This is a genomic window from Azospirillum brasilense, from assembly GCF_022023855.1.
GTDB classification, from domain to species: Bacteria; Pseudomonadota; Alphaproteobacteria; order Azospirillales; family Azospirillaceae; genus Azospirillum; species Azospirillum brasilense_F.
Map to the genome: position 1 here is coordinate 1,156,900 of NZ_CP059450.1, position 23,956 is coordinate 1,180,855.

A 23,956-nucleotide genomic window follows, 5' to 3' on the forward strand; every position below is an offset into this window, starting at 1 on the left:
GTGATCCAGTACCTCTCCGGCGTCGTGCACCCGGCTATTTTTGGTGAGCGGAAAGACCTTCTGCCGGAACCTCGTCCCGATCTCGGGGTGATGCTGACGCCAGCCATGGGCAACCGCCCCGACCTGTCGTCCACGGCCTGGGCGGGGGACAACGCCTGCTTTTCTGATCCCGAAGGCTTCACCGTCGAGAGGTTCACGGAGTGGCTCCGCAGCATGGCGCCGTGGCGCGCGACATGCCTTTTCGCGGTAGCGCCAGACATCGTCGGCGACGCTGTTGCCACTTGGCAGCGGTCAGCGCCAGTCCTGCCGCTCATTCGCTCTCAGGGCTACCGAGCGGCCTACGTCGCACAGGACGGCCTGGAAAAGCAGTCGGTAGAGTGGGACGCGTTCGACGTCCTTTTCATCGGCGGACTCACCGCCTGGAAGCTGTCGCACCATGCTCGGGAACTGACAGACGAGGCCCGCAGGCGGGGCAAGCCTGTGCACATGGGTCGCGTGAACAGCAAGAAGCGTCTGCGCACTGGGTCGATGTGGGACTGCACCAGCGTTGACGGCACCTTTCTCGCCACCGCTCCCGACCACAACCTGCTGCGCCTCGTCACATGGCTGGACGAACTCAACCGCGAACCGTCGCTCCAGCTCGGCGGCGCTCATCAGAATGGACGTGCCGCATGACCCGCACTCTCGGATATGCGGCGCTTGCCGCCTATGCCGCCACCATCCCCGCAAGCAACTGGCTGATAGACAATGTGGGAACCGTGTGCGTCCCGCAGGGGCCGTGCCTGATCCCGGTCGCCCCCGGCATCCTTACCCCTAGCGGCGTCTTGCTCGTCGGCGCCGCGCTCGTCCTGCGGGACGTGGTGCAGCGCGCCCTTGGCCTCCGCTGGTCGTTGGGCGCCGTCCTGGTCGGGACGCTTCTGGCCGCGCTGATCGCCCCGCCCGCGCTGGTCACGGCGTCGGCTGCAGCCTTCCTGTTCAGTGAGCTGGCGGACACCGCCGTCTACACCCCGCTCCAGCGTCGCGGGTTGGTTCTAGCCGTGGCTGCCTCCGGCGCCGTGGGCCTCCTGGTGGACAGCACCCTGTTCTTGTGGCTGGCCTTCGGATCGCTCGACCACCTCACCGGCCAGATCATCGGCAAGGCCGAAATGGTCCTGCTGAGCCTGCCGCTGATCGACATGGCGCGCCGTGGACACCTGGCCCCGGTCGCCTCCACCTCCGTAGGGGAGCGCTGATCATGCTCAAGCTGCGCATCGTTGACGAGCCCGGCGGCTTCTGGTTCTGGCTGTGCCGGTTCTCCTACCGTCGCGTCAAAGCCATGGGGTGGGAGAAGATCCCGGTCGGTCTGCCTGGCATGCGGGACCCGCACGCGCCATGCATCGCTTACGCCCCTCGCCTTCGCCTCAAAGGCGAGATCGGTGAGTGCCTGTCGGACGGGCACTACCAGTGCGCTGACTGCGCACACCTCAAGCGCTGCCCGGACTGCGGTGAGCGGGTAAGCAACTGCGAATGCGATGACAACAGCCGAGCCGATGCTACCACCAGGGAGGCGCTCTGATGAACAGCAGCCTAGGCCATAACACGCTTTCGCGTTGTTCGATTGGGAGGCTCGACCGAGGCCACGGCATACTCGAACCGCAGGATTGCCTCACCCAGAGCCTCGTTGATGTCCTTGCCATCCGCGCCATGATGGATGCGTCGGTGGCAGGTTGGGCAAACCCCTGCAACGTAGCGAGGATCGTCTGGACCACCGTCGCTCACGCGTCGGATGTGATGTGGCTCCAGGTATGGTTCACCATTGGTTCGCAAGAATGGAGCAGGCGACTTGCAGCACTCGCAGATGCCGGCGGCACGCGCGAGCACATATCGGCGCACCACCTCGCTGCGCTGGTAAACACGCCGGCGAGCACCTTCGGCTGGCTCCTCTTCACCAGTGGATGCAGCTCCCATTGCGGCGTTCCTAAGTGCAGCCAGATCGAGCCCGCTGGCACTGTTGTCACCTTCCGTTTCCGCAGCGTCTGCCTCCTGGAGCGCTTCCACCGGAACCAGGTTGAAGACGATCCCATTCCTCATGTTCCCATGGCGATCTGGTGTCAGTTCTCTGGATGTGCTCACACAGACGAATTGGCCGAGAAACCTCAGCATCCCGGAACGATGCTGCTTCTGGAAGAGGAGCAAATCCTCTCCTTCGGCGACATGATCGCGGATGGCTTTGTTCCCAGAGGTGAAGGTCATATCGCCTTCCTGGCCTTCGCCGAAGTAGCGGAAAACCTGGCCATCTTCGGTCCAACCATCGAGATAGCCATGCTGGACGCCGCTTTCCCCGGTGATCGCAAATATGACTGGGTGCTTCGACGGCGTAATGATGCCGCCCTGCCGTTGACCGCCGTAGGGATCATGGAGATCGCGCCGGCGATTGTAACGGTGATCACGAACGAAGTTTCCAAAGGTCATGTACGAAGCCTAGAACCTGGATTGTGCGAACACGCCTCCTCTACCATCCCGTGTTGCGCTGGGGCCCGCAAGCGGGAATGTACCAGACCCCTCATAGTGCAACTCGACCACTGGGCCATCGCCTGGACCCTTGTCGCGCCCCATAGGGCACAGGCGCAGATCAACCACGGCCAGACTCTGGAACGGCTGGCCGAGCGCGGCGGCCTCGCTCTCTGCAAGCTGCTGGCCGTGCTGGAGGATCGCCCCCACCCCCGCATGCACCTGGAAGACGCCATCCGGCAGGTCCGGGCGCTGATCGAGGCGTTCGAGTTGGGCGTGGCGAGCGTCCGGGACGGCGCCGGGCGCATGGAGCCCGCCGATGCGTGACGTCCCGATCATCTTCAGCGCGCCGATGGTTCGGGCGCTCCTCGACGGCCGGAAGACGCAGACGCGCCGCCTTGCCACGTCGCCGCTCGCCAAGGTGCAGCCGGGCGACCGGCTGTGGGTTCGGGAGAACACCTGGCAAAACGGCACCTGGGTGCGCACAGAGGACGAAACCGGAGAGATTGGCTCGAAGTGGGTGGGCACCAGCAGCGTCCGGATGATGGCCGATGAGACGAAGCCGGCCGGGTCCGGTAATTTCGTGTGGCGCTCCATCCCCTCCATCCACATGCCCCGCTGGGCCAGCCGGCTCACGCTGGTGGTGGAGCAGGTGCGAGTCGAGCGGCTTCAGGACATTACCCGCGAAGACGTCTATGCCGAAGGCGCCATCACGGACGAATGGCTCCAGTGGCGGGAGGACGCCGGAAACATCGGAATGCCGGAGGGGTCGAGCATCGAGGATGAGCGCGATGTGTTCGCCCGGCTCTGGACCAGCCTCCACGGCGCCGACGCTTGGTCAGTTAACCCTTGGGTGGTCGCCCTGACCTTCGCCGTCCATCGCTCGAACATCGACAAGCTGGAGGCTCGGGAGGTGGCGGATGCCTGACCGCCCATGCGCCACCTGAATTCCTCAATTCAACATTCGAATGCATAGGAACTGGACGATGAAGAATGGGAACGGCTTGCCGCCCTACAACGACGTCGTGATCCGGAATCGCGACGAAATGCTGAACATGACCGACATGTGGAAGGCAGCAGGCTCGCCGGACGGACGAGCGCCTGGCGATTGGCGCGCTCTCGAAAGCACAAAGGAATTTGTCGCACATATCGAAGCAGCTTTCGTTGCCGGAAAATCCGGCATCGAAACGCGCAAAGGCGGAGGTGGCCGTGGCGTCGGTGGTGGCGCAACCTGGGCGCACTGGCAGATCGGCATGGCCTATGCCAAGTACCTCAGCCACAAGTTCCACGCGTGGTGCAACAGCGTGGTCCGCGCGCACATGGAGGGGAAGGTCCTCGATTCCTCTCCGTCTGGCCAGCCCTTCCATCAGCGCCTCGGCGCCGTCCGCACCGGCATGCATCTCTGGGGCAAGGAGACCGGGAGGCAGCTTTGGGTCGAGATGAACCTTCCCATCGTGCCGGGCATGCGTCTTCCGCCGCGGCAGCGCGACCTGTTCAGAAAGCCGCCGGAGGAAGGTGAGAAGGGCGAAGACGATCCGGAAAAAGACGACGAAAGCGGGAATGACGGCGATGCGTGAAGCCCAGGCCGGCGTCGCCTTCCATGCCGTGGCCCAGACGATGATGCCACGGAATAGCTTGCTGCTGTCGGTGGGGACGTAGATGGATCAGCCCGAGGCCGAGCGCATCCGAGCAGATCGCGTCGCCGCAATTACCGGTCTATCCAAACGCTCTGTGCAGTTGCTCGCCAAACAGGGCAAAATCCCCAGCGCTGCACAACTCGTCGAAGGAGGTGCTTGGACCTTCGTTGAGTCTGAAGTGCGGCGTTGGGTGAAACTTCGCGAGGATGCTACAGCATGCCTAAGCAGCCATCGGCTGCCGATGACCGGAACCTGTACCAAGTCGACGGAACTTGGTACCTCCGGGTCAAGATCGACGGCCAACCAATACGTGAAAGTCTACGAACAAAGGATCAAGCGGAAGCGGTCGCACGTCGCGACCGTCGCTTAGCGGAGCTACGCGGCCACCTCCACTCCTGGCCCGAGGCGGTGGGCAAATGGCTGAAGGAGTACCTGCCCGACAACGTCGACGACACGACGGCGCAGCGCTATACCGTCTCCATAGGCCAGATCGCGGCGGCCGTCGTCACCGATTCGACGGCCGGTAAGCGCGTGCCTCTGGAGGAACTGCCGGTCGAGAGAATCGCCCATAAGACGATCGGCGAGATCGTGAACTGGTCGAAGCAGCGTCGGGCCGCAACGAACGCGACCCTGCGTCGCGATCTGACGGCTCTGTCGAGCGTTCTGCATGCCTGCGTCGGCTGGGGTTGGCGCGACGACAACCCGGCCCGGACCTGGGATCGGTCGCACATCAAAGAGCGGAGGGAGCCCATCACCTTGCCGACCGCGGCCGAGATTGAGCGGTACTGCGCCAACGTGAAGCCAATGTGGGCCGCCCTGATTCGCTTTCTCGCCACCACCGGCATGCGAGAAGCTGAAGCGGTCGGCCTTACTCGCCCGCAGATCGCCGCTGACGGGTCCAGCATCACCCTCACCAGGACGAAGGGCCGGCGCGCGCGGGTGGTTCCCTTGAGCCGTCAGGCCGGTGTCATACTGGGTGGCATACCCCGCCACATCAAATCCCAGTACGTTTTCTGGCACGACGACGGCCAGCCGTTCCGAAACGTGGCGTCCCGCCATATCCAAATCCGGAACAGGATCAACGCAGCGGCCAAGAAAGCTGATAAGGGCTTGGAACCACTGTCATTTCGACTGCACGACCTACGGCACCTCTTCGCGGTAAATTACCTGCGCGACGGGGGGAGCATCTACGATTTGCAGCTTATCCTCGGCCATTCATCAGTGAAGGTGACCGAGATGTACCTCGACTATGTCGACCCTGCGACCCGGCAACGGGTGATGCGTATTGGGGGAGGGGTGTCACAGAAGTTGGCATAGCTGCAACGGTTTCACGAAGGTTGTAGCCTTCATCCTGCCCGTTGATCTATCGCTAACTTATTGATGTGAAAGGAAGTGGCGGAGGGGATGGGATTCGAACCCACGATAGGGGTTTGAGCCCCTATAACGGTTTAGCAAACCGCCGCCTTCAGCCTCTCGGCCACCCCTCCTACCGGGTCGGCGCTCTGTGGCGCCGCTGGCGTGGGTGCGTTCTAACGATCCGGATGGGGCCTGTCAACGCTTACTCACCAAAAACGTGATCAAACCGAGAAAGAACAAAATCTGTATAAAATTTTATGTACTTTTTAGAAAATCAGAGGTAGTTTACTACCAGAACGCGATAGCAATTCTTGGTCAGGGGGACGCCATGAGCTTGTCACGCCGCTGCGCCGAAACGCTGATCGATCTGGTCGAGATCAAGCTGAGCTGCCTGGAGATCACCGACCGCGAAGACCTTCGGGAGAAGGAGTTGCTGTTGCGTTGCGTTCAGGAATTGAAAGCCGAGGTTCGCGGCGAGGATGGTGCCACGGCCGCATTCGCGGCGCCCAAGCGGCGCGGCCGCCGGCCCAAGCATCTGCAGCCTCAGGATTTGCACGCCTGACGCAATCTCCCGGCGTTCATCAGACCGGCACCACTGGCCCCGACACCGATCCCGGTCGAGACGGCAGCGCCGTTGGCGCGACGTCCTCCTGCGTGATGCGGCGGGGCAATCGCAGAGTGAAGCCCGTCCCCTGCCCGCTCACCGAGCGCACCGCCAGCGTACCACCCAGCACCCCCGTCACGGTGCTTTGCACGATGTGCAACCCGAGACCCGAACCGCCCTCGCCACGCTTGGTCGTGAAGAACGGCTCGAAAACCTTGGCCAGATGGTCTTCTGGAATGCCGGACCCGTCGTCGGAAAAGTCGATGACGACGTGATCACCACCGTCCGGGTGGGCGGCGATCCGGATGGTCCCCCGCTGCTCCTCGCCATAAGCATGGATCAGCGCATTGATCACGAGGTTGGTCAGCACTTGACTCAGCGCGCCGGGGAAGCTGTCCATTTCCAGCCCCTCTGGGCAGTCCACTTCGACCGTCACCAGCGTGCGCTTCAGGCGGGGCCGCAGGGAGAACAGCACCTCGTCGATGTAGGTCCGCAGATCGAAGGTTCGTCGCTCGCCGGAGGTCTGGTCCACCGCCACCTGTTTGAAGCTCTGCACCAGCGCCGCCGCCCGGTTCATGTTCGACACCAGCAGGCGGGCGGCCTCCGTCACCACATCCAGATACTCGGCCAGATTGGTTTTCTTCAGCGCGCCCGAATCGAAACGGACGCGCAGGTCGCGGGCCTGTTCGGCGATGTGGCTGGCGGCGGTGAGGCCGATGCCGATGGGCGTGTTAATCTCATGCGCGACCCCGGCGACCAGCTGGCCCAGCGAGGCCATGGCCTCCGCCTGGATCAGGCTCTCCTGGGCGGCGCGCAGGTCGGCAAGAGCGCGCTCCGCCTCGTCGCGGGCGGCCACCATGGCGGCCTCCGCCGCCTTGCGGTCATTGATGTCGTAGAGCCAGGTCAGCAGCGCTGGCTCCCCGTCCATCTCGATCTCACCCCAACTCGACAACACCCAGATGATCGTTCCGTCGGGCTTGCGGAAGCGCACCTCGGCGTCGCGGAAGGGGCCTTCCCGTTCGAAGCGGTCGATCAGAGCCTGACGGTCCGCCGGATCGGCGTACAGCCGTTCGGCGGGCATCGGCAGCAGGTCGTCGCGCGACCGGCCCAGAATGATCTCCGACTGGGTGTTGCAGAACACCAGCAGGCCGTCGCGGCGCGTGATGTTCACGGCAATAGGGCTGGCCTCCAGGATCCGGAGCAGCCGCTCCTTGCCGGCGCGGACCTCCTCCTCCTGGCGGCGGCGCTCGGTGATGTCGGTCATGATGCCGACATAGCGCACCGCCTGCCCTGCGTCGTCGCGGATCGCCCGCCCCTGCGCTGCGATCCACATCCAGTCGCCATCGGCGCGGCGCAGCCGGTAATCGTAGGCGTAGGCCGCGGTCTCGCCACGCAGATGGGCATCGATGGTGGTCAGCACGCGCTGCCGGTCGTCGGGATGCAAACGCACGTCCCAGAAATGGGCCGGCATCTCCGGCGGCTCGGCGTAGCCCAGCATGCGCGGAAAGCTGTCGGACCACCAGCAGGTTCCCCGCGGAATATCGGTGTCCCACACCGCGGCGCCGGTGGCGTCCAGCGCCATTTCCAGGCGGTCGGCCAGATCGCGGCGAACCGCGTCGGCCTTCTTCTGTTCCGTCAGATCGTAGAACCAGCTGATGTGGCAGCGTTGCCCTTCGAAGTCGATGACAGTCGAACTCAGCGAGCCCATGCAGGTTTCGCCATCGCCGCGGCGCAGCAACACCTCCTGCCCATCGAAGAGGCCATCGGCGTAGAGCCGATCGATGGCGGCCCGGCGGTCCCGCGGGTCATGGTAGAGCGGCCACATGCCGTCGCGCTGGAGCTGCTCGCCGCTGACCTTGAAACAGGTCGCGGCGCTGGGGCTGTGGTAGAGGTTGTCGCCGTCGCGCGTGTTGATGAGGACGCCGATGGGGGCGGTGTCCAGGATGGCCCGCAACCGCTCTTCCGTCACGACGGAAGGGGGAGCCATGTTCTCCGCCAAGGGTCTTCGCCCAACGCGCCGCGCCGCCAGCAAGCCGGCGAGAAATCCGGCCAGGAGACCGGCGAACAGCGCGAACAGCGCCACCGTCAGCGAATCTGCAATCATTGGGCCTCCCGCCGGCCCCACTTGAAACCGACGGGAGAACAAAATCAACGGTTATGACGCCGCACCATGCCATGGCACGGCGTCACAACCGCTTCCCAATCAGCCCTTCAGCTTGGTCATCAGGATTTCGTTGACCAGGGCCGGGTTGGCCTTGCCCTGGGTCGCCTTCATGACCTGACCGACGAAGAAGCCGAACAGCTTGTCCTTGCCCGACCGGAACTCCGCCACCTTGTCGGCGTTGGCGGCCAGCACGGCGTCGATGGACGACTCGATGGCGCCGGTGTCGGTGACCTGGCGCAGGCCCTTCTTCTCGACGATGTCGGCAGGCTTCTCACCCGTTTCGAACATCGCCTCGAACACCTCCTTGGCGATTCGGCCGGAGATGGTGTTGTCAGCGATCAGGTCGATCAGGCCACCGAGATTTTCCGCCGAGACGGGGCTCTCCTCGATCTCCTTGCCGGCCTTGTTCAGATAGCCGAACAGCTCGCCGGTGACCCAGTTGGCGGCCAGCTTCGGGTCACGCCCCTTGGCCACCGCCTCGTAGAAGTCGGCGCGGGCCTTCTCCGACACCAGCACGTTGGCGTCATAGGAAGACAGCTTGTACTCGCTGATGAAGCGGGCCTTCTTGTCATCCGGCAGTTCCGGCAGGGTGCGCTTGATGTCCTCGACCCAGTCCGGATCCAGTTCCAGCGGCAGCAGGTCCGGATCGGGGAAGTAGCGGTAGTCGTGCGCCTCTTCCTTGGAGCGCATGGAGCGGGTCACGAACTTGGTCGTGTCCCACAGCCGCGTCTCCTGGTCGATCTTGCCGCCCTCCTCGATGATCTCGATCTGGCGGCGCGCCTCGTACTCGATCGCCTGCATCACGAAGCGGATCGAGTTGACGTTCTTGATCTCGCAACGCGTGCCGAAGGGCGCGCCCGGCTTGCGCACCGACACGTTGACGTCACAGCGCATGGAGCCTTCCTCCATGTTGCCGTCGCAGGTGCCGAGGTAGCGCAGGATGGAGCGCAGCTTGCGCACATAGGCGCCGGCCTCCTCCGCGGTGCGCATGTCCGGCTCCGACACGATCTCCATCAGCGCCACGCCCGACCGGTTCAGGTCGATGTAGGTCTTGGCGGGGTGCTGGTCGTGCAGCGACTTGCCGGCGTCCTGCTCCAGGTGCAGGCGCGTGACTCCGACCGTGCGGGAAGAGCCGTCCGGCAGATCCAGCACGATCTCGCCCTTGCCGACGATGGGCTGCAGATACTGGCTGATCTGATAGCCCTGCGGCAGGTCGGCGTAGAAGTAGTTCTTGCGGTCGAACACCGAGTGCAGGTTGATCTGCGCCTTCAGCCCCAGGCCGGTGCGCACCGCCTGCTCGATGCAACGCTCGTTGATGACGGGCAGCATGCCGGGAAAGGCGGCGTCGACGAAGCTGACCTGGCTGTTCGGCTCCGCGCCGAAGGCGGTGGCGGCGCCGGAGAACAGCTTGGCGTTCGAGATGACCTGGGCGTGGACCTCCAGCCCGATCACGATTTCCCAATCGCCCGTTTCGCCCTGAATGTACGACATCGGTCTCTTCTCTCGTCCGGCTCAGGCCATGAACGGCGGGGTGGCGGTGACGGCGGCGGCCTTCTCGATGACCTGACCGACGCGCAGGACGGTCTCCTCATCGAAGGGCCGGCCCAGGAGCTGGAGCCCCAGCGGCAGCCCGTCCGACCCGACGCCCGCCGGAACCGACATGCCCGGCAGGCCGGCCAGCGAGGCCGGGACCGTGAACACGTCGTTCAGGTACATCTGGATCGGATCGTCCATCTTCTCGCCGATGGCGAAGGCGGTGCTCGGCGCCGTCGGCGTCAGGATGACGTCGCACTGCTTGAACGCCTCGTCGAAGTCCCACTTGATGCGCGTGCGCACCTGACGGGCCTTGTTGTAGTAGGCGTCGTAATAGCCCGCCGACAGCACGTAGGTGCCGATCAGGATGCGGCGGCGGACCTCCTTGCCGAAGCCGGCGCCGCGGGTGTTCTCGTACATGTCCTTCAGGCTGGCGCCCTCGACCCGCAGGCCGTAGCGCAGGCCGTCGTAGCGCGCGAGGTTCGACGACGCCTCGGCCGGAGCGACGATGTAGTAGGTGGCCAGCGCGTACTTGGTGTGCGGCAGGCTGATCTCCACCGGCTCGGCGCCGGCCTGCTTCAGCCACTCGATGCCCTGGTCCCAGATCGCGGCGATCTCGGCGGGCATGCCCTCCACCCGGTATTCCTTCGGAATGCCGACCTTCAGGCCGCGGATGTCACCGGTCAGCGCGGCGCGGAAGTCCGGCACCGCCATGTCGACCGAGGTCGAGTCCTTCGGGTCGAAGCCGCACATCGAGCGCAGCATGATCGCCGCGTCCTCGACCGTGCGGGTCATCGGCCCGGCCTGGTCCAGCGAGGAGGCGAAGGCGACCACGCCCCAGCGCGAGCAGCGACCGTAGGTCGGCTTGATGCCGACGATGCCGGTGAAGGCGGCGGGCTGGCGGATCGAGCCGCCGGTGTCCGTGCCCGTGGCGCCAAGAGCGGCGCGCGCGGCCACCGCAGCGGCCGAGCCGCCCGACGAGCCGCCGGGGACGATCTGGCGCGACCAGTTGCCGACCTCGCCCGGGCTCCACGGGCTGATCACGTTGCCGTGGTGGGAGGTGATGTTGGCCGAGCCCATGGCGAACTCGTCCAGGTTCACCTTGCCCAGCATGATGGCGCCGTCGCGCCACAGGTTGCTGGTGACGGTGGACTCATACTCCGGCTTGAAGCCGTCGAGGATGTGGCTGGCCGCGGTGGTCAGCACGCCCTTGGTGCAGAACAGGTCCTTCACCGCGATGGGCAGACCCTCCATCGGGCCGGCCTCGCCCTTGGCGCGGCGTGCGTCGGACGCCTTGGCCATGGCCAGCGCCTGTTCCGGCGTCTCGGTGATGAAGGCGTTCAGCGGGCGGATCGTCTCCACCGCCTTGACGTGGGCCTCGGTCAGCTCGACCGCGGTGAACTCCTTCTTGGCGAGGCCGTCGAGGGCCGCCGCCATGGTCAGATGCGTAAGTCCCGTCATCACTCGACCACCTTCGGAACGACGTAGAAGCCTTCGGCCGTCTCCGGGCCGTTGGAGAGGACGGCGTCGCGGTAACCGCCATCGGTCACCTCGTCCTTGCGGCGGCGCAGGGTTTGCGCGGCCACGCTGGTCATCGGCGGCACGTCCTGCGTGTCGACCTCGCCCAACTGTTCGACGAAGGTCAGGATTTGGCTCAGCTCACCCGCCAGGTGATCCAGTTCATCGTCCGGCACCTTGATGCGGGCCAGATGCGCGATCTTGGCCACGGTGGCCTTGTCGAGCGACATGCCTTCCACTCTCTTCCGAAACGTCTGGAAAAACGGCTTGGAAGCTATCACCCGAATTCTATTACCGCAATGATTCAGGGATATCCCTTCCATCGGCGGCTCAGCCCAGGACAAGCGGCGGGAAGGCACCGCGAGGAGGACGCGCGGCAAAAGGTTTCCGGAACCGACGCCGCATGGTGCGGGGGCGGGTTCCCTGTTAGATTGTCCAACATACGAAACGAACTCGCGCCGAAGCCACCCCATCGCACCCAACCCGGCAGGCTCTCGATGACCGCATCACTGACGCTGGCGAAACGCCTTTTCCTTGGTTTCGGCATCGGCGTGGCGGGCTTCGCCGCCGTCGCCCTGTTCAACACCATCGCCATGACGCGGCTGAGCGACCTGCAGCAGGAGGGAATGCGGCGGGTCGCCGACGCCACGACGCTGACCGAACTCGCCGGCTATGACGGACGCCTCTACAAGATCGTGGCCGACGCGCAGATCAACGGCTACGCCCCGCAACACGAGGAGCAGTGGAAAGCCGTCCGCCGGAACGCCGAACTCTACATCCGAAAGACCGCCGAGGTGATGGACACGCCGGAGGAGCGTCGTTGGGCGGATGAGGCCGAGCGGCGTTTCCGGGCCGCCGTGGACATCTTCGAGATGGAGATGCTGCCCATCCTGCGCAGCGGCCCCGCCGACGCGCGGACCCGTACCATGGACGACCGGATCGACCGCGAGTTGGCCGCCATGTCCGAGCTTTACGAGAAGATCAAGGACTCCACCGCCCACGAGGCCAGGGAAGCGGACAAGGAGTATGACGACACCGCCGAACGCTACGGCATGATCGGGGTGTCGATCTCGCTGGCGATGACGGCGATCCTGCTGCTGACCGCGCTGCTCACCACCCGCTCGGTGGCCGGACCGGTGCGCGCCATGACCGAGGCCATGCGCCGGCTCGCCGACGGGGATCTCTCCATCGCCATTCCCGCGCAGAACCGGCGCGACGAGATCGGCGCGATGGCCGGCGCCATGCTGGTCTTCAAGGATAGCCTCCAGCGCAACCGCGCCATGGAGGAGGAAGCCCGGCAGGCCGACCAGCGGGCCGCGGCGGAGAAGCGGCGGCTGATGAACGAGCTGGCCGACTCCTTCCAGACCGGCGTTCGGGACATGGTCAGCGCCGTCGCCGCGGCGGCGGGCCAGCTCCAGGGCAGCGCGCGCAGCATGACGGCCATCGCCGAACGGACGACGGCCCAGGCGTCGTCCGTCGCCACGGTGACCGAACAGGCGTCGGGCAATGTCCAGACCGTCGCCTCCGCCACCGAGGAGCTGAGCGGCTCGATCGCCGAGATCGCCCAGCAGGTCGACAGCGCCGCCCGCACCAGCCGGGCCGCGCTCGAGGAGGCGCAGCGCACCAACGCCACGGTGGAAAGCCTGTCCGGCACGGCGGAGCGCATCGGCAGCGTGGTTCAGCTCATACAGCAGATCGCGTCGCAGACCAACCTGCTGGCGCTGAACGCCACGATCGAGGCCGCCCGCGCCGGTGAGGCCGGCAAGGGCTTCGCCGTCGTCGCCAACGAGGTGAAGGGCCTCGCCAACCAGACCGCCCGCGCCACCGAGGAGATCGCGGCCCAGATCCAGGCGATCCAGGAGGAAACCCACGACGCCGTGTCGGCGATCCGCGACATCGCCGACACGGTGCGGCAGGTGAACGACATCGCCGGGGCCATCGCCCTGTCCGTGGAACGCCAGTCCGCGGCGACCGGGGCGATCTCGCGCAACGTCCAGCAGGCCGCCGAGGGCACCGCCAACGCCTCGCGCAGCATTCTGCAGGTGAACGACGCCTCCCGCGAGGCCGGGCAGGCGGCGGCCGACGTGCTGGAGGCCGCCAACAGCCTGGGCGACCACGCCCAGGCGATGCGCCGGTCGGTGGACGAGTTCGTTCAGCGCATCCGCAGCGCCTGACCTTGCGACGACGCCCGGCGATGAAAGAAGGGCCATGTCACCCCTCGCCACGGCCCGCGTTCCAGCCCGCCCGGTCGATGCGCAGGGTGAAGAGAGCAAGCCGGTTTCCCCAGGGCGCCGTCCGCTCCTCAATGGTGATCGGGACGAAGCCCAGCGCGGCGTAGAGAAGAAGCCCCGGCGTGTTGGTGTTGAAGCAGCGCAGCACAAGCTCGGGCAAGCCGTGATGGTCGAAGGCACGGTCCATCATGGTCCGCACCAAGCGCTTCGCCACGCCCGTTCGTCGCGCCCAGGGTGCCACGCTGACGTTGCCCAGGCTGGCGCTGCGTCCCTCCTCGAAGGTGGCGAAGTTGGCATAGCCGACCACCTCGCCGCCGCGCAGCACCACCGTGGGATCGCGGCGCAAGGCCAGGGAATCGCGCACCTGTTGCGGTGTCAGAGGCCACGTGGCGCGGGGAAAGAGAAAATACAGTTCCTCCCGATCATGGGGGAACCGGCAGATGTGGGGAATGTCGGCATCGGACAGGGGGCGGTGGCTGTACGCGGAGGCGGGGGGTGGAGCCGGTGCGGCAGTGGACATGGACGAACTCCGGAATTCATGCGTGATAGAATAAGTACGCCGGAAAACAACTCAAGCGGCTTCGCTGCGCCGTCGCATCGCCCAACATCTTCGCCGGACTTGCCGTTCCGGCTTGTGGCTTCTATGGTTCGCGGCATGATCCACACGCTTCCCGAACTGGCCGCCCGCCTGGGCCGGGGCCAGCGCCTGCTCGGCCTCGACGTCGGCACCAAGACCGTCGGCATGGCCGTGTCCGACCCGAACTTCGTCGTCGCCTCGCCGATCGGAACGCTGAAGCGGACGAAGTTCACCCAGGACGCCCGCGAGCTGTCGCGGACGCTGCGCGATTACGGGATCGGGGGGCTGGTGATCGGCCTGCCGCTGAACATGGACGGGTCGGAGGGGCCGCGCGCCGAATCCACCCGCGCCTTCGCCAAGAACCTTATGGAGCGGTCCGACCTACTGGGCTGGGACGCCGAGATCGCCTTCTGGGACGAGCGGCTGTCGACCTCCGCGGTCGAGCGTTTCATGATCGGCGAGGCCGACATGACCCGCAAGCGCCGGGACGAGGTGGTGGACAAGATGGCCGCCGCCTACATCCTGCAAGGCGCGCTGGACGCGCTGGCCCACATCCGCCGCATGGAGCGGGAACAGCGGGAGCGCGACGAGTACGACAACGACATTGGCGGCGACAGCGGCGGCGGCCACAGCGGCGACCACGGGGACGCCTGACGGCTCCATGCTGCCCATCACCGGGGCGCTGGCCCCGATCTTCCTGCTGATCCTGTTCGGCCAGGGGCTGCGCCGCCGCGCCGTGATCCCCGACTCCGCTTGGCCGTCGCTCGACCGGCTGACCTATCTGCTGTTCTTTCCCTGCCTGATCGTGGACGAGCTGACGCGCACCGACCTGCGCGCGCTGTCCATGGGGTCCATGGGCGGGACGATGACGGTGGGGATCTTCGCCGGGGCCGCCCTGGCGCTCGCCGTCCGTCGCCCGATCGGGCTGGACGGTCCGGCCTTCACCTCGGTCTTCCAGGGGGCGATCCGGCCCAACACCTATGTCGGGCTGGCGGGGGCCAGCGCGCTCTACGGGTCCGCCGGGCTGACACTGACAGCGGTGGGCATCGCCGTGGTGGTGCCGCTGGTCAATCTGCTCTGCGTCACGGCGATGGTGCGCTATGGGCGCGTGGCGGACGGAGCGCCGCAACGCAACGGCGTCGGCGCGGTCGTCTTCGGCATCCTCCGCAACCCGATCATCATCGCCGTCGCCATCGGCGCCGCCCTGAACCTGAGTGGGATCGGCCGCATTCCGGTGGTCAGTGACGTGGTGGGCATTCTGGCGCGGGCCGCCCTGCCCATGGGGCTGCTGTCGGTCGGTGCCGGGCTGGACCTCGCCGCGGCGCGCGGCGCCGGGCTCGGCGTGGCGCTGTCCAGCGTCCTGAAGCTGCTGCTGGTCCCCGCCGCGACGGCGCTCGCCGGGCTGTGGCTGGGGGTGGACGGGCTGCCGCTGACCATCGCCGTGCTGTTCAACGCCCTGCCCTGCTCGGCCAGTTCCTATGTCCTGGCGCGGCAGATGGGCGGCGACCACGCGCTCGTGGCCAGCATCATCACCGTTCAGACTCTCGCCTCCGCCGCCACGCTGCCGCTGGTTGTCGCCTTGGCGGGATGATGACCAAGCGGCCATGGCCCACTCTCCGCCAACGGTTCACGGCGGTTCGGGTGCTCCTTGGGGAAAGCGTTCCAACCCGTCGTCAATGGCGTAATAGTCGCCCTTGTCCTTCGCATAGATATGCCGGAGCGTCGCCAATCCCGTCGGCTGGTCCAGGCTCCCGGCGGCAACGTCGAACAGGTCGGACTCATCGCCGCTCCAGAACAGCGACGACCCACAGCGCGAACAGAAGCCCCGCCGCGCCTTCGCCGAGGAGCGGTACCAGGACAGGGTGCCTTCCGCATCGGACACCGCCACCGTCTCACGGGGAATGGTGATGTAGGCGCCGAAATGGCCGTGAAAGCGTCGGCACTGGCCGCAATGGCAGTTCACCACCCCCATGGGCCGCTCGGTCACGTCGTACCGAACGGCGCCGCAAAGACACCCGCCCGTCAGAACTCCGCCGTCGCTCATCGGTCCGCTCCCGTCCGTTTCCTCGATAAGGGATGAGTCAGCCCTGCCAGAAGGGCTTGTCGGCCTCGGTCACCGCGTCGGCGCGGGACAGACCGATGTCCTGCAACAGATGATCGGGCAAAGCCTCCAACGCGCGCCGCTGGCGCCGCCGCTCGTTCCAGGTCGCCACCGTGTCGAACAGGGCGACCACCGCACCGCCGATCCCATGAATGGCGCTGCCCTGGCCGGGCCGCTCCTGCGCGTCGATGCGGGTGTTCATGCTGCCGTTCATGCCGTCATTCATGCTCTGGGCCATGACCGCGTCTCCTCTTGTGTCCGGTCGTTGTCGGTGCCTGTCGCCCGACGTTCCGGACTGTGTTCCGTGACTGGAGGATGGGCCACCCGGTCCTTGCGCACAAACGACGCTTTCTCATAGTTTGGATTAGGAAAACTAATCCGAAGCCCGAGTCCCGGAGTCGCTCCATGGCCCGCCGCCTGCCGCCGCTGAACGCTCTGCGCGCCTTCGAATCCGCCGCCCGTCACCTGTCCTTCACCAAGGCGGCGGAGGAGCTTCACGTCACCCAGGCCGCCGTCAGCCATCAAATCAAGGGGCTGGAGGAATGGCTGGGCATGCCGCTGTTCCGCCGGATGAACCGTGCGCTGATCCTGACCGAGACCGGGCAATCCTATCTGCCGCCGGTGCGCGATGCGCTCGACACGCTGTCGCAGGCGACGGAGCGGCTGTTCCGCATGGACGGGTCCGGCGCACTGACCATCTCCACCATGCCCAGCTTCGCGGCGAAGTGGCTGGTCATGCGGCTGGGCCGCTTCCAGGCCCGCCATCCGGAGCTGGAGGTGCGGCTGCACACCACCCCGCAGCTCGTGGATTTCACCCAGCAGGATGTCGACATCGGCATCCGCTTCGGAGCCGGCAATTGGCCCGGCCTGCGGTGCGAGCGGCTGATGACCGAGGACATCTACCCGGTGTGCAGCCCGTCCCTTCTGAACGGCCCCCGCCCCCTGTGCTGTCCGGAGGATCTGCGCCACCACACGCTGCTCCACGACGACTACTTCATCACCTGGGGCACCTGGGGCGAGGCCGCCGGGATCGCCGGACTGGACCACGCCCGCGGCCCGCGCTTCGACGATTCGGCGCTGCTCCTCCAGGTCGCGGCGGAGGGCGGCGGCGTGGCGCTGGCCCGCGGCGTCCTGGTGGCGGACGATGTCGCCGCCGGGCGGCTGGTCCGGCTGTTCGACGTCCATCTGCCAGGCAACTATGCCTACTATGTGGCCGCCCCGCCCCATTACTTCGCGCGTCCGAAGGTCAAAGCGTTCCGCGACTGGCTGTTCGAGGAAGCCACCGCCGATCACAGCCGGACCTTGTCCGCGGCGGAGTCCGCCACAACCTCTACCCCAGACGCCTGAACAGACGCCTGACCGGGGAAAGGATGCGCCATGACGCACGCACGCCCACTCGCCCTCGCCGCCCTCCTGTCCGCTTCGCTGGCTTGGCCCGCCGCCGCCCACCATGGCTGGGGCGGCTATGAATCGGGCCAGGAGATGACGCTGACCGGCACCGTGCAGCAGATCGCCTTCAACAACCCGCACGCGATGCTGAACCTCCAGGCCGGCGGCAAGGTCTGGCACGTCGTGCTCGCCCCGCCCAGCCGGATGAGCACACGCGGCCTGCCCGCCGATTCGATCAAGCCCGGTCAGACCGTGACGGTGGTCGGCTATCCTGCCAAGTCCGACCCGGCGGAGCTGCGGGCGGAGCGCATCACCGCCGCCGACAAGACCGTCGAGCTGCGCTGACGGCGGCCGGATTGCACTGACGGCGGCCCCACGCATGGACCACGATCTCGGACCCGCCGGCCCCGGCTGGCTCGTCGCGCTGGAGACATCCGGGCTCGGCGAGTCGCTGCGCCAGTCGGTCTGGCTCTATCCGCTGGTCGAGATCACGCACATCCTCGGATTCGCGCTTCTGGTCGGGGCGATCCTGGCCTTCGACTTGCGTCTGATCGGGATCCGGGCGCCGCTGCTGCCGGCGGATGCGCTGGCGCGGCTGCTCCTGCCGGTGGCGGTGACCGGCTTCGCGTTGGCGGTGCCCACCGGCTTCCTCCTCTTCACCACGGAGGCGACGGCGCTGGCCCGCAACCCGGCCTTCCTGGCGAAACTGGGGCTGATCGTGCTGGCCCTGCTCAACATCCTGGCCTTCCACGGGCTCGTCGGGCGGCGCATGGCCGAGTGGAGCCTGGCGGACCGCCCCCCGCCGGGCGCCCGGTTCGTGGGTGCCGCCTCGCTCGCGCTGTGGGTCGGCGTCCTGGCCTGCGGGCGGCTCATCGCCTACCTTTAAAAAGGGCGTAGGGCGCGCTTGCGGGCGTCCGGGACCGCTCCTATAGTCCCGGCCCATGACCGGATCGCCCCATTCCACGACGGTTTTCCCGCACCGCCACCTCCTTGGCATCGAGGGGCTGACGGCAGGCGAGATCACCACCATCCTCGACCTCGCCGACGGCTACGTCGAACAGAACCGCCAGCCCACGAAGAAGTCGTCGCTTCTCGACGGGCGGACGATCGTCAACCTCTTCTTCGAGAACTCGACCCGCACCCGCACCAGCTTCGAGCTGGCCGGCAAGCGGCTCGGCGCCGACGTGATCAACATGTCGTCGGACGGCAGCTCGGTGAAGAAGGGCGAGACGCTGATCGACACGGCGATGACGCTGAACGCCATGCACCTCGACGCGCTGGTCGTTCGCCACGCCGATTCGGGGGCGGTGAAGCTGCTGGCCGACAAGGTCAACTGTTCGGTCATCAACGCCGGCGACGGCCACCACGAGCACCCGACGCAAGGGCTCCTGGACGCGCTGGCGATCCGCCGCCGCCTCGGCAGCCTCGACGGGCTGATCGTGGCGATCTGCGGCGACATCCTGCACAGCCGCGTCGCGCGCTCCAACATCCATCTGCTGAACGCCATGGGCGCCCGCGTCCGCGTCGTGGCGCCGCCGACACTGATTCCCTCGCAGATCGACCGGCTGGGCGTCGAAATCCACCACTCCATGGCGACCGGCCTGAAGGACGCCGACGTGGTGATGATGCTGCGCCTCCAGACCGAGCGGATGAGCGGGCAGTACGTCCCCTCGACCCGCGAATACTTTTACTTCTACGGCCTGGACTACGAGAAGCTGGCGGTGGCGAAGCCGCACGCGGTGGTGATGCACCCCGGCCCGATGAACCGCGGCGTCGAGATCGATTCGGAGGTCGCCGACGACCTCAAGCGCTCCATGATCCTCGATCAGGTGGAGCTGGGCGTGGCCGTCCGCATGGCCGTGCTCGACCTTCTCACCCGAGACCGCCGGGGCACCGATGTCTAACGCCAACGCCCGCGTCGCCTACCGCAACGCCCGCCTGCTCGACCCCGCCAGCGGCCTGGACCAGCGGGGCGACCTGCTGACCGAAGGCGCGAAGATCGCCGACTTCGGCCCGTCCCTGTTCGCCGACGGCGTGCCGGAGGGGATCGAGGTCGTGGACCTGCAGGGCCAGTGCCTCGCCCCCGGCCTCGTCGACATGCGCGTCCTGATCGGCGAGCCCGGCGAGGAGGAAAAGGACACCATCAAGAGCGCGTCGCGCGCCGCGGTGGCCGGCGGCATCACCGCCGTGGTCCTGCTGCCCAACACCGACCCGGTGACCGACGAGGTGGCGAGCCTGGAGTTCATCGCCCGGCGCGCCCGCGAGGTGCGTCTGGTCAAGGTCTTCGCCTACGCCGCCGCGACCCGCGGGACCGAGGGCAACGAGATCACCGAGATGGGCCTGCTGTCCCGCGCCGGGGCCGTGGCCTTCACCGACGGCACCAAGGCGATCGCCAGCGCCAAGGCGATGCGCCGCGCGCTCAGCTACGCCCGCACCTTCGACAAGCTGATCGTCCAGCATCCGGAGGAGCCGAGCCTCGCCAGCGGCGGCATGATGAATTCGGGCGAGCGGGCCACCCGCCTCGGTCTCGTCGGCATTCCGCGGGAAGCCGAGATCATCATGATCGAGCGCGACCTGCGCCTGCTCGAACTCTCCGGTGGCCGGCTGCACTTCGCGCACGTCTCGACCGGCGAGTCGGTGGACCTGATCCGCCGCGCCAAGGCGCGCGGGCTCAAGGTCACCTGCGACACCGCCCCGCATTACTTCGCCTTGACCGAGACGGACGTCGGCGACTACCGCACTTTCGCCAAGGTCTCCCCGCCGCTGCGCGGCGAGATGGACCGGCGGGCCATCGTGGAAGGTCTGGCCGACGGTACCATCGACGCCATCGCCTCCGACCACACGCCGCAGGACCAGGACCAGAAGCGCCTTCCCTTCGCCCAGGCCGCCTGTGGCGTGATCGGGCTGGAAACGCTGTTCCCGCTGACGCTGGAGCTGGTGCACAAAGGAGCCATGCCGCTTTTGAAGGCGTTGGCCTGCGTGACCGTGAAGCCGGCCGAACTCCTCGGCCTGCCGCTCGGCCGCATCGCCAAGGGGGCGCCCGCCGACCTGATCGCCTTCGACCTGGAGGTGCCGTGGAAGGTGGACGTGGCAGCCTTCAAGTCGAAGTCGAAGAACAGCCCCTTTGAGGATCGCCCCGTCCAGGGCCGTCCGCTGCGCACCGTGGTGGACGGGCGCACCGTCTGGCAGTTCGAGGGCTGACCGGGTGACTCTCCTCATCTCGGCCCTTCTGGGCTATCTGCTGGGCTCGATCCCCTTCGGGCTGGTGCTGACGCGGCTGGCCGGCCTGGGCGACATCCGCCAGATCGGGTCCGGCAACATCGGCGCCACCAACGTGCTGCGCACCGGCAACAAGCCGCTGGCCGCCGCCACCCTGATCCTGGACAGCGGCAAGGGCGCCATCGCCGCCCTGCTCGCCATCGCCTGGGCGGGGCCAGAGGCCGCAGTCTTCGCGGCGGGCGGCGCCATGCTGGGCCACAGCTTCCCGGTCTGGCTCGGCTTCAAGGGCGGCAAGGGCGTGGCGACGGCACTCGGCGTGCTGCTGGCGGTGTCCTGGCCGGTCGGCGTGATCGCCTGCGCGACGTGGCTCGCCATGGCCTTCCTGTTCAAGATCTCGTCGCTGTCGGCCCTGACCGCGCTGGGCCTCAGCCCGATCTTCGGCTGGATCTTCGGCGGACCGCTGGTGGCGGGTCTCTGCCTGTTCATCGCCGTGCTGGTCGCCATCCGCCATTCCGCGAACATCACGCGCCTGCTGAAGGGCGAGGAGCCGAAGATCAGCTTCGGCAAGAAGAAGGCCTGATCCCCCCCGGTCAGGTCTTCACGAACACCCGCTCCATCGCCGTCAGCAACTCCCCCGCCAGGACGGGTTTCCTCAGGATCACCAGCGGACCGCCCTCCCTGTCCTGCAGGCCGGATATCCCGTCATCGGGCGGAGAGGCCGACAGGACGACGATGGGCAGGTCGGGCCAGTCGCGGCGCAACTGGCGGATCATCGCCTCGCCCCCCAGCCGGGGCATCACCAGATCGGTGATCACCGCATCGAAGGAACCGTCGGCTAGGGCGCTCAAACCGGCCTCCCCGTCCGTCACGGTGGTGACCGTGCAATGGGCCATCTCCAGCATGCGGGCCATCGCCATGGCGGTGAGCGAGTCATCCTCCACGAGAAGAATCTTGAGCGGCCTCGCGAAACGCACCAGGAACCTCCACGGGTGGCGAACGGGCCGACACTCTCCACGAAGGCCGGTGTCTTCGCTCCTGCAAAAAAGTGTGTCGGCGGGCGTTATTTAGGACGCCGGCTTCACCGTACCATGGGGTGGCGTCCGGCGGGATGGTTTTGAAAAGGCCGTGACCGAACCCGCCCCACGGGCCTTGCGGCGGCTCGACCAGCGGTACTGCGGGTCGTCGGCGATCAGATGCAGATGGTCGGAAATGCGGTTGCGCTCCAGCCAGCCGAGGGCGGCCTCCAGTTCCGACAGCGTCATCTCCGACCGCGCCTTGTTCATGCAGCGCTTCAGCACGGCGTTGTAGGTGTGGTAGCTGACCGGCCCCTCGGCGACGAGGTTGTTGTCCTGGTCCTCGATCACCTGGGCCGCCACGATCTGGCCGATGCGCTGGCGAAGATGATGCTCCACCGCGCTGGGCACCTGCACCCCTTCCTTTGAGGGGCGCTCAGCCGAGGGGCGGTCGGCGGAATCGCGCCCCGGCGACGGGTTGCCGAAATCGGGGCCGGGAGCGACCATGGCGAAGCGCAGGGCCGTCGCATTGGATTCCAGCGGGATGATCTCCGGCTCCGCCTCCACCGTGCGCTCGAAGGGCAGCTCATGCTGGCGCCGGGTCTTCACCATAGCCCGCGTGCCCTGCTGGGTTTCCACCATCTGGCGGAACCGCTCGAACATCATGTCGGAGGGGTGGTAGATCACCGCCCGTTGCTGCTCGTAGGCGCCGGCGTGGGGATCGACGCGGGTGGCCCGCGCGATGGCCTGTTCCAGCCAGGGGCGGGAGCGGATGTGGGTCAGGCAGGCGACGTGCGAGATGGCCGGCGCGTCCAACCCCTCGTAGGCCATGGCGACGGACACCAGCACGGCGGGTTCGGGGCGCAGGCGGAAGGCGGCCACCACCTCCTGCGCGTCGCGCCGTTCGGAAATGGCGATCTGCGCCATCCGCGCCGCCTGAGCCCCGGGCATCCAGCCGCGCAGCGTGTCGAGATAGTTGCGGGCGGTTTCCTGGTCTGGCGCGATCACCAGCAGCTTGCCCAGCCCCGCACCGTCCGATCCGTTCGCCGCCGCGCGCCGCTTCGCTCGGTGCTCGCGGCAGGAGCGGTAGGCCTCGCGCAGCATGGCCTGAGCGAAGCCGGTGCGCAGCGCGGTGAACAGGGCGTCGCGGGTGTTCTCCCCGGCGCGGGACAGCGCGTCGACGCTGCGCGTCGTCCGCTCCGCGTCCAGCCATGTCGCGGTGCCGTCCATCGCGCCGAAGGTCACCGGCAGGATCGCCTTCTCGGCCAACGCCTGCCGCCGCGAATAGCCGACGATGGCCCAGCCCGGCGCCTTGAAATCGATCTCACGCACCCGCCGCACCCCCTGCGGAGCGCGGTAGGGCAGCCAGAGGATGGGTCGCCCGTCCGCCCGCTCCAGCGTACCGCTCATCAGCAGCCGGGCGGCGGCGCTTTCCAGAAGCGGCAGAATGGAACGGCTCCAGGCGGTCTCGTCCTCCGCCGTGGTCGCCGTTCCGGTGTCGGCAACGGCAGGCAGGTGATGCAGCTCGTCCACGGCCAGCAGGTAGCGGTGACGGCGGAACTCCTGAAGGTGCAGGTCCGGAGCCGCGGCAACCGCCTGATAGGTGGTCACATAGCCTTGCAGGCCGCGGCAGGGATCGCGCCCGTTCTCTGCCGCCCGCAACGCGATCCCGTGGCCCAGCGCCTCGCGCCAGCGCGGGTCGGCGAAGGCTTCCTCGGCCTGCCGACGCAAGCTGTCGCGCGGCACGATCCAGCAGATGCGGTCGATCAGCCCGGCGCGCATCAGCGCCGCCCCCATGATCACCGGCAGCAGCGATTTTCCTCCACCCGGCGTCACCGCGGCCAGAACGTCCCGCACGTCGGTCTGCCGCTGCGCGATGGCCGCGGCGACGCCGGCGACCATGGTCTGGTGGCTCCTCAACGCTGGCATGCCGGCCTGTCGCCCCTCCCTGACGGTTTTGCGCGGTACGGACCGGGAAGGCTAAGCTGGGGGGAGTCGTCGGGTCACGGATTCAATCGTAGGTAGGACTCCCCCAAAGGAGGGGGGCGCTCGCCAAAGGAGTCCGAAGGAAAGACGCTGGGTGCGCTTCGGTCTGGGCGCGGGTCGGGCTTCGTGGTACACGAA

At 67.1% G+C, this 23,956-nt stretch carries 27 protein-coding genes, 1 tRNA gene and 1 pseudogene; 18 read left to right on the top strand and 11 right to left on the bottom strand.

Features of this window, described 5'->3' with window-relative positions; genetic code table 11:
- Genes H1Q64_RS18665 through H1Q64_RS18675 form a run of 3 tightly spaced genes read left to right on the top strand, consistent with a single transcriptional unit; the run spans window position 1 to window position 1,555 of the window.
- Window positions 1-675, top strand: a complete 675-nt coding sequence (locus H1Q64_RS18665) for a hypothetical protein (protein WP_237905092.1) — start codon at window positions 1-3, stop codon at window positions 673-675.
- On the top strand, window positions 672-1,232 hold the full coding sequence (locus H1Q64_RS18670) for a VUT family protein (RefSeq protein WP_237905093.1): 561 nt from the start codon (window positions 672-674) through the stop codon (window positions 1,230-1,232). Before H1Q64_RS18665 ends, H1Q64_RS18670 begins: the two co-directional genes overlap by 4 nt.
- A gap of 2 nt (window positions 1,233-1,234) precedes the next feature.
- Window positions 1,235-1,555, top strand: a complete 321-nt coding sequence (locus tag H1Q64_RS18675; protein ID WP_237905094.1) for a hypothetical protein — start codon at window positions 1,235-1,237, stop codon at window positions 1,553-1,555.
- An 11-nt stretch (window positions 1,556-1,566) separates the two neighbouring features.
- Here the strand turns inward: H1Q64_RS18675 and H1Q64_RS33990 are convergent, their stop codons facing one another.
- A complete protein-coding gene (locus H1Q64_RS33990; protein WP_330874538.1) occupies window positions 1,567-2,451 on the bottom strand; it encodes an HNH endonuclease in 885 nt (294 codons plus the stop codon).
- A gap of 96 nt (window positions 2,452-2,547) precedes the next feature.
- On the opposite strand from H1Q64_RS33990, the gene H1Q64_RS18685 reads away from it, so the two are divergent.
- The 5 genes and pseudogenes from H1Q64_RS18685 (at window position 2,548) to H1Q64_RS18700 (ending at window position 5,444) form a co-directional block, all read left to right on the top strand.
- Complete coding sequence (locus tag H1Q64_RS18685) at window positions 2,548-2,817, top strand: hypothetical protein (RefSeq protein ID WP_237905095.1); 270 nt, start codon at window positions 2,548-2,550, stop codon at window positions 2,815-2,817.
- Window positions 2,810-3,418 carry a hypothetical protein gene (locus H1Q64_RS18690; protein WP_237905096.1) on the top strand — a complete coding sequence of 203 codons (609 nt, stop codon included), beginning with the start codon at window positions 2,810-2,812 and terminating at the stop codon, window positions 3,416-3,418. The genes H1Q64_RS18685 and H1Q64_RS18690 overlap by 8 nt, the downstream gene beginning before the upstream one ends.
- A 58-nt stretch (window positions 3,419-3,476) precedes the next feature.
- Window positions 3,477-4,067: a KilA-N domain-containing protein gene (locus H1Q64_RS18695; protein WP_237905097.1), complete on the top strand. Its 591-nt coding sequence runs from the start codon at window positions 3,477-3,479 to the stop codon at window positions 4,065-4,067.
- An 82-nt stretch (window positions 4,068-4,149) separates the two neighbouring features.
- A pseudogene (locus tag H1Q64_RS34130) lies at window positions 4,150-4,308 on the top strand (helix-turn-helix transcriptional regulator); the annotation flags it as partial.
- A gap of 35 nt (window positions 4,309-4,343) precedes the next feature.
- Complete coding sequence (locus H1Q64_RS18700; protein ID WP_237905098.1) at window positions 4,344-5,444, top strand: tyrosine-type recombinase/integrase; 1,101 nt, start codon at window positions 4,344-4,346, stop codon at window positions 5,442-5,444.
- 76 nt (window positions 5,445-5,520) lie between these two features.
- Here the strand turns inward: H1Q64_RS18700 and H1Q64_RS18705 are convergent.
- Window positions 5,521-5,614: transfer RNA gene (locus tag H1Q64_RS18705), tRNA-Ser, on the bottom strand.
- Window positions 5,615-5,811: 197 nt separating this feature from the next.
- On the opposite strand from H1Q64_RS18705, the gene H1Q64_RS18710 reads away from it, so the two are divergent.
- Window positions 5,812-6,045 (top strand): hypothetical protein, encoded by a 234-nt coding sequence (locus H1Q64_RS18710; protein ID WP_237905099.1) that lies wholly within the window; start codon window positions 5,812-5,814, stop codon window positions 6,043-6,045.
- A 19-nt stretch (window positions 6,046-6,064) separates the two neighbouring features.
- Here the strand turns inward: H1Q64_RS18710 and H1Q64_RS18715 are convergent, their stop codons facing one another.
- From H1Q64_RS18715 to gatC, 4 genes are all read right to left on the bottom strand, one after another.
- On the bottom strand, window positions 6,065-8,191 hold the full coding sequence (locus tag H1Q64_RS18715) for a PAS domain S-box protein (protein ID WP_237905100.1): 2,127 nt from the start codon (window positions 8,189-8,191) through the stop codon (window positions 6,065-6,067).
- Between the two features lie 99 nt (window positions 8,192-8,290).
- The gene (gatB, locus tag H1Q64_RS18720; protein WP_237905101.1) at window positions 8,291-9,742 is read right to left on the bottom strand and encodes an Asp-tRNA(Asn)/Glu-tRNA(Gln) amidotransferase subunit GatB; all 1,452 of its coding nucleotides are present in this window, start codon (window positions 9,740-9,742) and stop codon (window positions 8,291-8,293) included.
- Window positions 9,743-9,763: 21 nt separating this feature from the next.
- Window positions 9,764-11,245 (bottom strand): Asp-tRNA(Asn)/Glu-tRNA(Gln) amidotransferase subunit GatA, encoded by a 1,482-nt coding sequence (gatA, locus tag H1Q64_RS18725; RefSeq protein WP_237905102.1) that lies wholly within the window; start codon window positions 11,243-11,245, stop codon window positions 9,764-9,766.
- Window positions 11,245-11,532: an Asp-tRNA(Asn)/Glu-tRNA(Gln) amidotransferase subunit GatC gene (gene gatC, locus H1Q64_RS18730; RefSeq protein WP_014198426.1), complete on the bottom strand. Its 288-nt coding sequence runs from the start codon at window positions 11,530-11,532 to the stop codon at window positions 11,245-11,247. Before gatC ends, gatA begins: the two co-directional genes overlap by 1 nt.
- Window positions 11,533-11,799: 267 nt before the next feature.
- Between gatC and H1Q64_RS18735 the strand changes: the two genes are divergently transcribed.
- Window positions 11,800-13,476 carry a methyl-accepting chemotaxis protein gene (locus tag H1Q64_RS18735; protein WP_237905103.1) on the top strand — a complete coding sequence of 559 codons (1,677 nt, stop codon included), beginning with the start codon at window positions 11,800-11,802 and terminating at the stop codon, window positions 13,474-13,476.
- Between the two features lie 37 nt (window positions 13,477-13,513).
- Here the strand turns inward: H1Q64_RS18735 and H1Q64_RS18740 are convergent, their stop codons facing one another.
- Window positions 13,514-14,053 (bottom strand): GNAT family N-acetyltransferase, encoded by a 540-nt coding sequence (locus tag H1Q64_RS18740; RefSeq protein WP_237905104.1) that lies wholly within the window; start codon window positions 14,051-14,053, stop codon window positions 13,514-13,516.
- A 135-nt stretch (window positions 14,054-14,188) separates the two neighbouring features.
- On the opposite strand from H1Q64_RS18740, the gene ruvX reads away from it, so the two are divergent.
- Both ruvX and H1Q64_RS18750 read left to right on the top strand, forming a co-directional pair.
- Complete coding sequence (gene ruvX, locus H1Q64_RS18745; RefSeq protein WP_237905105.1) at window positions 14,189-14,764, top strand: Holliday junction resolvase RuvX; 576 nt, start codon at window positions 14,189-14,191, stop codon at window positions 14,762-14,764.
- A 7-nt stretch (window positions 14,765-14,771) separates the two neighbouring features.
- Complete coding sequence (locus H1Q64_RS18750) at window positions 14,772-15,701, top strand: AEC family transporter (RefSeq protein WP_237905106.1); 930 nt, start codon at window positions 14,772-14,774, stop codon at window positions 15,699-15,701.
- A gap of 36 nt (window positions 15,702-15,737) precedes the next feature.
- Here H1Q64_RS18750 and H1Q64_RS18755 read toward each other — a convergent pair whose 3' ends face one another.
- Together H1Q64_RS18755 and H1Q64_RS18760 are read right to left on the bottom strand one after the other, a co-directional pair.
- Window positions 15,738-16,154: a GFA family protein gene (locus H1Q64_RS18755; RefSeq protein WP_237905107.1), complete on the bottom strand. Its 417-nt coding sequence runs from the start codon at window positions 16,152-16,154 to the stop codon at window positions 15,738-15,740.
- 37 nt (window positions 16,155-16,191) lie between these two features.
- The gene (locus H1Q64_RS18760) at window positions 16,192-16,449 is read right to left on the bottom strand and encodes a DUF1127 domain-containing protein (protein WP_237905108.1); all 258 of its coding nucleotides are present in this window, start codon (window positions 16,447-16,449) and stop codon (window positions 16,192-16,194) included.
- Between the two features lie 167 nt (window positions 16,450-16,616).
- Between H1Q64_RS18760 and H1Q64_RS18765 the strand changes: the two genes are divergently transcribed.
- Genes H1Q64_RS18765 through plsY form a run of 6 tightly spaced genes read left to right on the top strand, consistent with a single transcriptional unit; the run spans window position 16,617 to window position 21,399 of the window.
- Window positions 16,617-17,558: a transcriptional regulator GcvA gene (locus tag H1Q64_RS18765; protein WP_237905109.1), complete on the top strand. Its 942-nt coding sequence runs from the start codon at window positions 16,617-16,619 to the stop codon at window positions 17,556-17,558.
- Between the two features lie 30 nt (window positions 17,559-17,588).
- On the top strand, window positions 17,589-17,945 hold the full coding sequence (locus H1Q64_RS18770; protein ID WP_237905110.1) for a DUF6152 family protein: 357 nt from the start codon (window positions 17,589-17,591) through the stop codon (window positions 17,943-17,945).
- Between the two features lie 34 nt (window positions 17,946-17,979).
- Entirely contained in the window at window positions 17,980-18,486 is a 507-nt protein-coding gene (locus tag H1Q64_RS18775; RefSeq protein WP_237905111.1) for a DUF6644 family protein, read from the top strand.
- 55 nt (window positions 18,487-18,541) lie between these two features.
- Window positions 18,542-19,504 (top strand): aspartate carbamoyltransferase catalytic subunit, encoded by a 963-nt coding sequence (locus tag H1Q64_RS18780; RefSeq protein WP_237905112.1) that lies wholly within the window; start codon window positions 18,542-18,544, stop codon window positions 19,502-19,504.
- Window positions 19,497-20,801 (top strand): dihydroorotase, encoded by a 1,305-nt coding sequence (locus tag H1Q64_RS18785; RefSeq protein WP_237905113.1) that lies wholly within the window; start codon window positions 19,497-19,499, stop codon window positions 20,799-20,801. The genes H1Q64_RS18780 and H1Q64_RS18785 overlap by 8 nt, the downstream gene beginning before the upstream one ends.
- A gap of 4 nt (window positions 20,802-20,805) precedes the next feature.
- Window positions 20,806-21,399 carry a glycerol-3-phosphate 1-O-acyltransferase PlsY gene (gene plsY / locus H1Q64_RS18790; protein WP_237905114.1) on the top strand — a complete coding sequence of 198 codons (594 nt, stop codon included), beginning with the start codon at window positions 20,806-20,808 and terminating at the stop codon, window positions 21,397-21,399.
- Between the two features lie 10 nt (window positions 21,400-21,409).
- On the opposite strand, the gene H1Q64_RS18795 is transcribed toward plsY, so the two are convergent.
- Both H1Q64_RS18795 and H1Q64_RS18800 read right to left on the bottom strand, forming a co-directional pair.
- Window positions 21,410-21,793, bottom strand: a complete 384-nt coding sequence (locus tag H1Q64_RS18795; RefSeq protein WP_237905115.1) for a response regulator — start codon at window positions 21,791-21,793, stop codon at window positions 21,410-21,412.
- Window positions 21,794-21,883: 90 nt separating this feature from the next.
- Window positions 21,884-23,761 carry a DEAD/DEAH box helicase gene (locus tag H1Q64_RS18800; RefSeq protein WP_237905116.1) on the bottom strand — a complete coding sequence of 626 codons (1,878 nt, stop codon included), beginning with the start codon at window positions 23,759-23,761 and terminating at the stop codon, window positions 21,884-21,886.
- Window positions 23,762-23,956 lie beyond the last annotated feature (195 nt).

What these genes read in the sequence shown, in the direction of transcription:
- H1Q64_RS18670 (WP_237905093.1), top strand. Translation starts at nt 672, where the DNA reads ATGACCCGCACTCTCGGATATGCGGCGCTTGCCGCCTATGCCGCCACC.
- H1Q64_RS18675 (WP_237905094.1), top strand. Translation starts at nt 1,235, where the DNA reads ATGCTCAAGCTGCGCATCGTTGACGAGCCCGGCGGCTTCTGGTTCTGG.
- H1Q64_RS33990 (WP_330874538.1), bottom strand. Translation starts at nt 2,451, where the DNA reads ATGACCTTTGGAAACTTCGTTCGTGATCACCGTTACAATCGCCGGCGC.
- H1Q64_RS18690 (WP_237905096.1), top strand. Translation starts at nt 2,810, where the DNA reads ATGCGTGACGTCCCGATCATCTTCAGCGCGCCGATGGTTCGGGCGCTC.
- H1Q64_RS18695 (WP_237905097.1), top strand. Translation starts at nt 3,477, where the DNA reads ATGAAGAATGGGAACGGCTTGCCGCCCTACAACGACGTCGTGATCCGG.
- H1Q64_RS18700 (WP_237905098.1), top strand. Translation starts at nt 4,344, where the DNA reads ATGCCTAAGCAGCCATCGGCTGCCGATGACCGGAACCTGTACCAAGTC.
- H1Q64_RS18710 (WP_237905099.1), top strand. Translation starts at nt 5,812, where the DNA reads ATGAGCTTGTCACGCCGCTGCGCCGAAACGCTGATCGATCTGGTCGAG.
- H1Q64_RS18715 (WP_237905100.1), bottom strand. Translation starts at nt 8,191, where the DNA reads ATGATTGCAGATTCGCTGACGGTGGCGCTGTTCGCGCTGTTCGCCGGT.
- gatB (WP_237905101.1), bottom strand. Translation starts at nt 9,742, where the DNA reads ATGTCGTACATTCAGGGCGAAACGGGCGATTGGGAAATCGTGATCGGG.
- gatA (WP_237905102.1), bottom strand. Translation starts at nt 11,245, where the DNA reads ATGACGGGACTTACGCATCTGACCATGGCGGCGGCCCTCGACGGCCTC.
- gatC (WP_014198426.1), bottom strand. Translation starts at nt 11,532, where the DNA reads ATGTCGCTCGACAAGGCCACCGTGGCCAAGATCGCGCATCTGGCCCGC.
- H1Q64_RS18735 (WP_237905103.1), top strand. Translation starts at nt 11,800, where the DNA reads ATGACCGCATCACTGACGCTGGCGAAACGCCTTTTCCTTGGTTTCGGC.
- H1Q64_RS18740 (WP_237905104.1), bottom strand. Translation starts at nt 14,053, where the DNA reads ATGTCCACTGCCGCACCGGCTCCACCCCCCGCCTCCGCGTACAGCCAC.
- ruvX (WP_237905105.1), top strand. Translation starts at nt 14,189, where the DNA reads ATGATCCACACGCTTCCCGAACTGGCCGCCCGCCTGGGCCGGGGCCAG.
- H1Q64_RS18750 (WP_237905106.1), top strand. Translation starts at nt 14,772, where the DNA reads ATGCTGCCCATCACCGGGGCGCTGGCCCCGATCTTCCTGCTGATCCTG.
- H1Q64_RS18755 (WP_237905107.1), bottom strand. Translation starts at nt 16,154, where the DNA reads ATGAGCGACGGCGGAGTTCTGACGGGCGGGTGTCTTTGCGGCGCCGTT.
- H1Q64_RS18760 (WP_237905108.1), bottom strand. Translation starts at nt 16,449, where the DNA reads ATGGCCCAGAGCATGAATGACGGCATGAACGGCAGCATGAACACCCGC.
- H1Q64_RS18765 (WP_237905109.1), top strand. Translation starts at nt 16,617, where the DNA reads ATGGCCCGCCGCCTGCCGCCGCTGAACGCTCTGCGCGCCTTCGAATCC.
- H1Q64_RS18770 (WP_237905110.1), top strand. Translation starts at nt 17,589, where the DNA reads ATGACGCACGCACGCCCACTCGCCCTCGCCGCCCTCCTGTCCGCTTCG.
- H1Q64_RS18775 (WP_237905111.1), top strand. Translation starts at nt 17,980, where the DNA reads ATGGACCACGATCTCGGACCCGCCGGCCCCGGCTGGCTCGTCGCGCTG.
- H1Q64_RS18780 (WP_237905112.1), top strand. Translation starts at nt 18,542, where the DNA reads ATGACCGGATCGCCCCATTCCACGACGGTTTTCCCGCACCGCCACCTC.
- H1Q64_RS18785 (WP_237905113.1), top strand. Translation starts at nt 19,497, where the DNA reads ATGTCTAACGCCAACGCCCGCGTCGCCTACCGCAACGCCCGCCTGCTC.
- H1Q64_RS18800 (WP_237905116.1), bottom strand. Translation starts at nt 23,761, where the DNA reads ATGCCAGCGTTGAGGAGCCACCAGACCATGGTCGCCGGCGTCGCCGCG.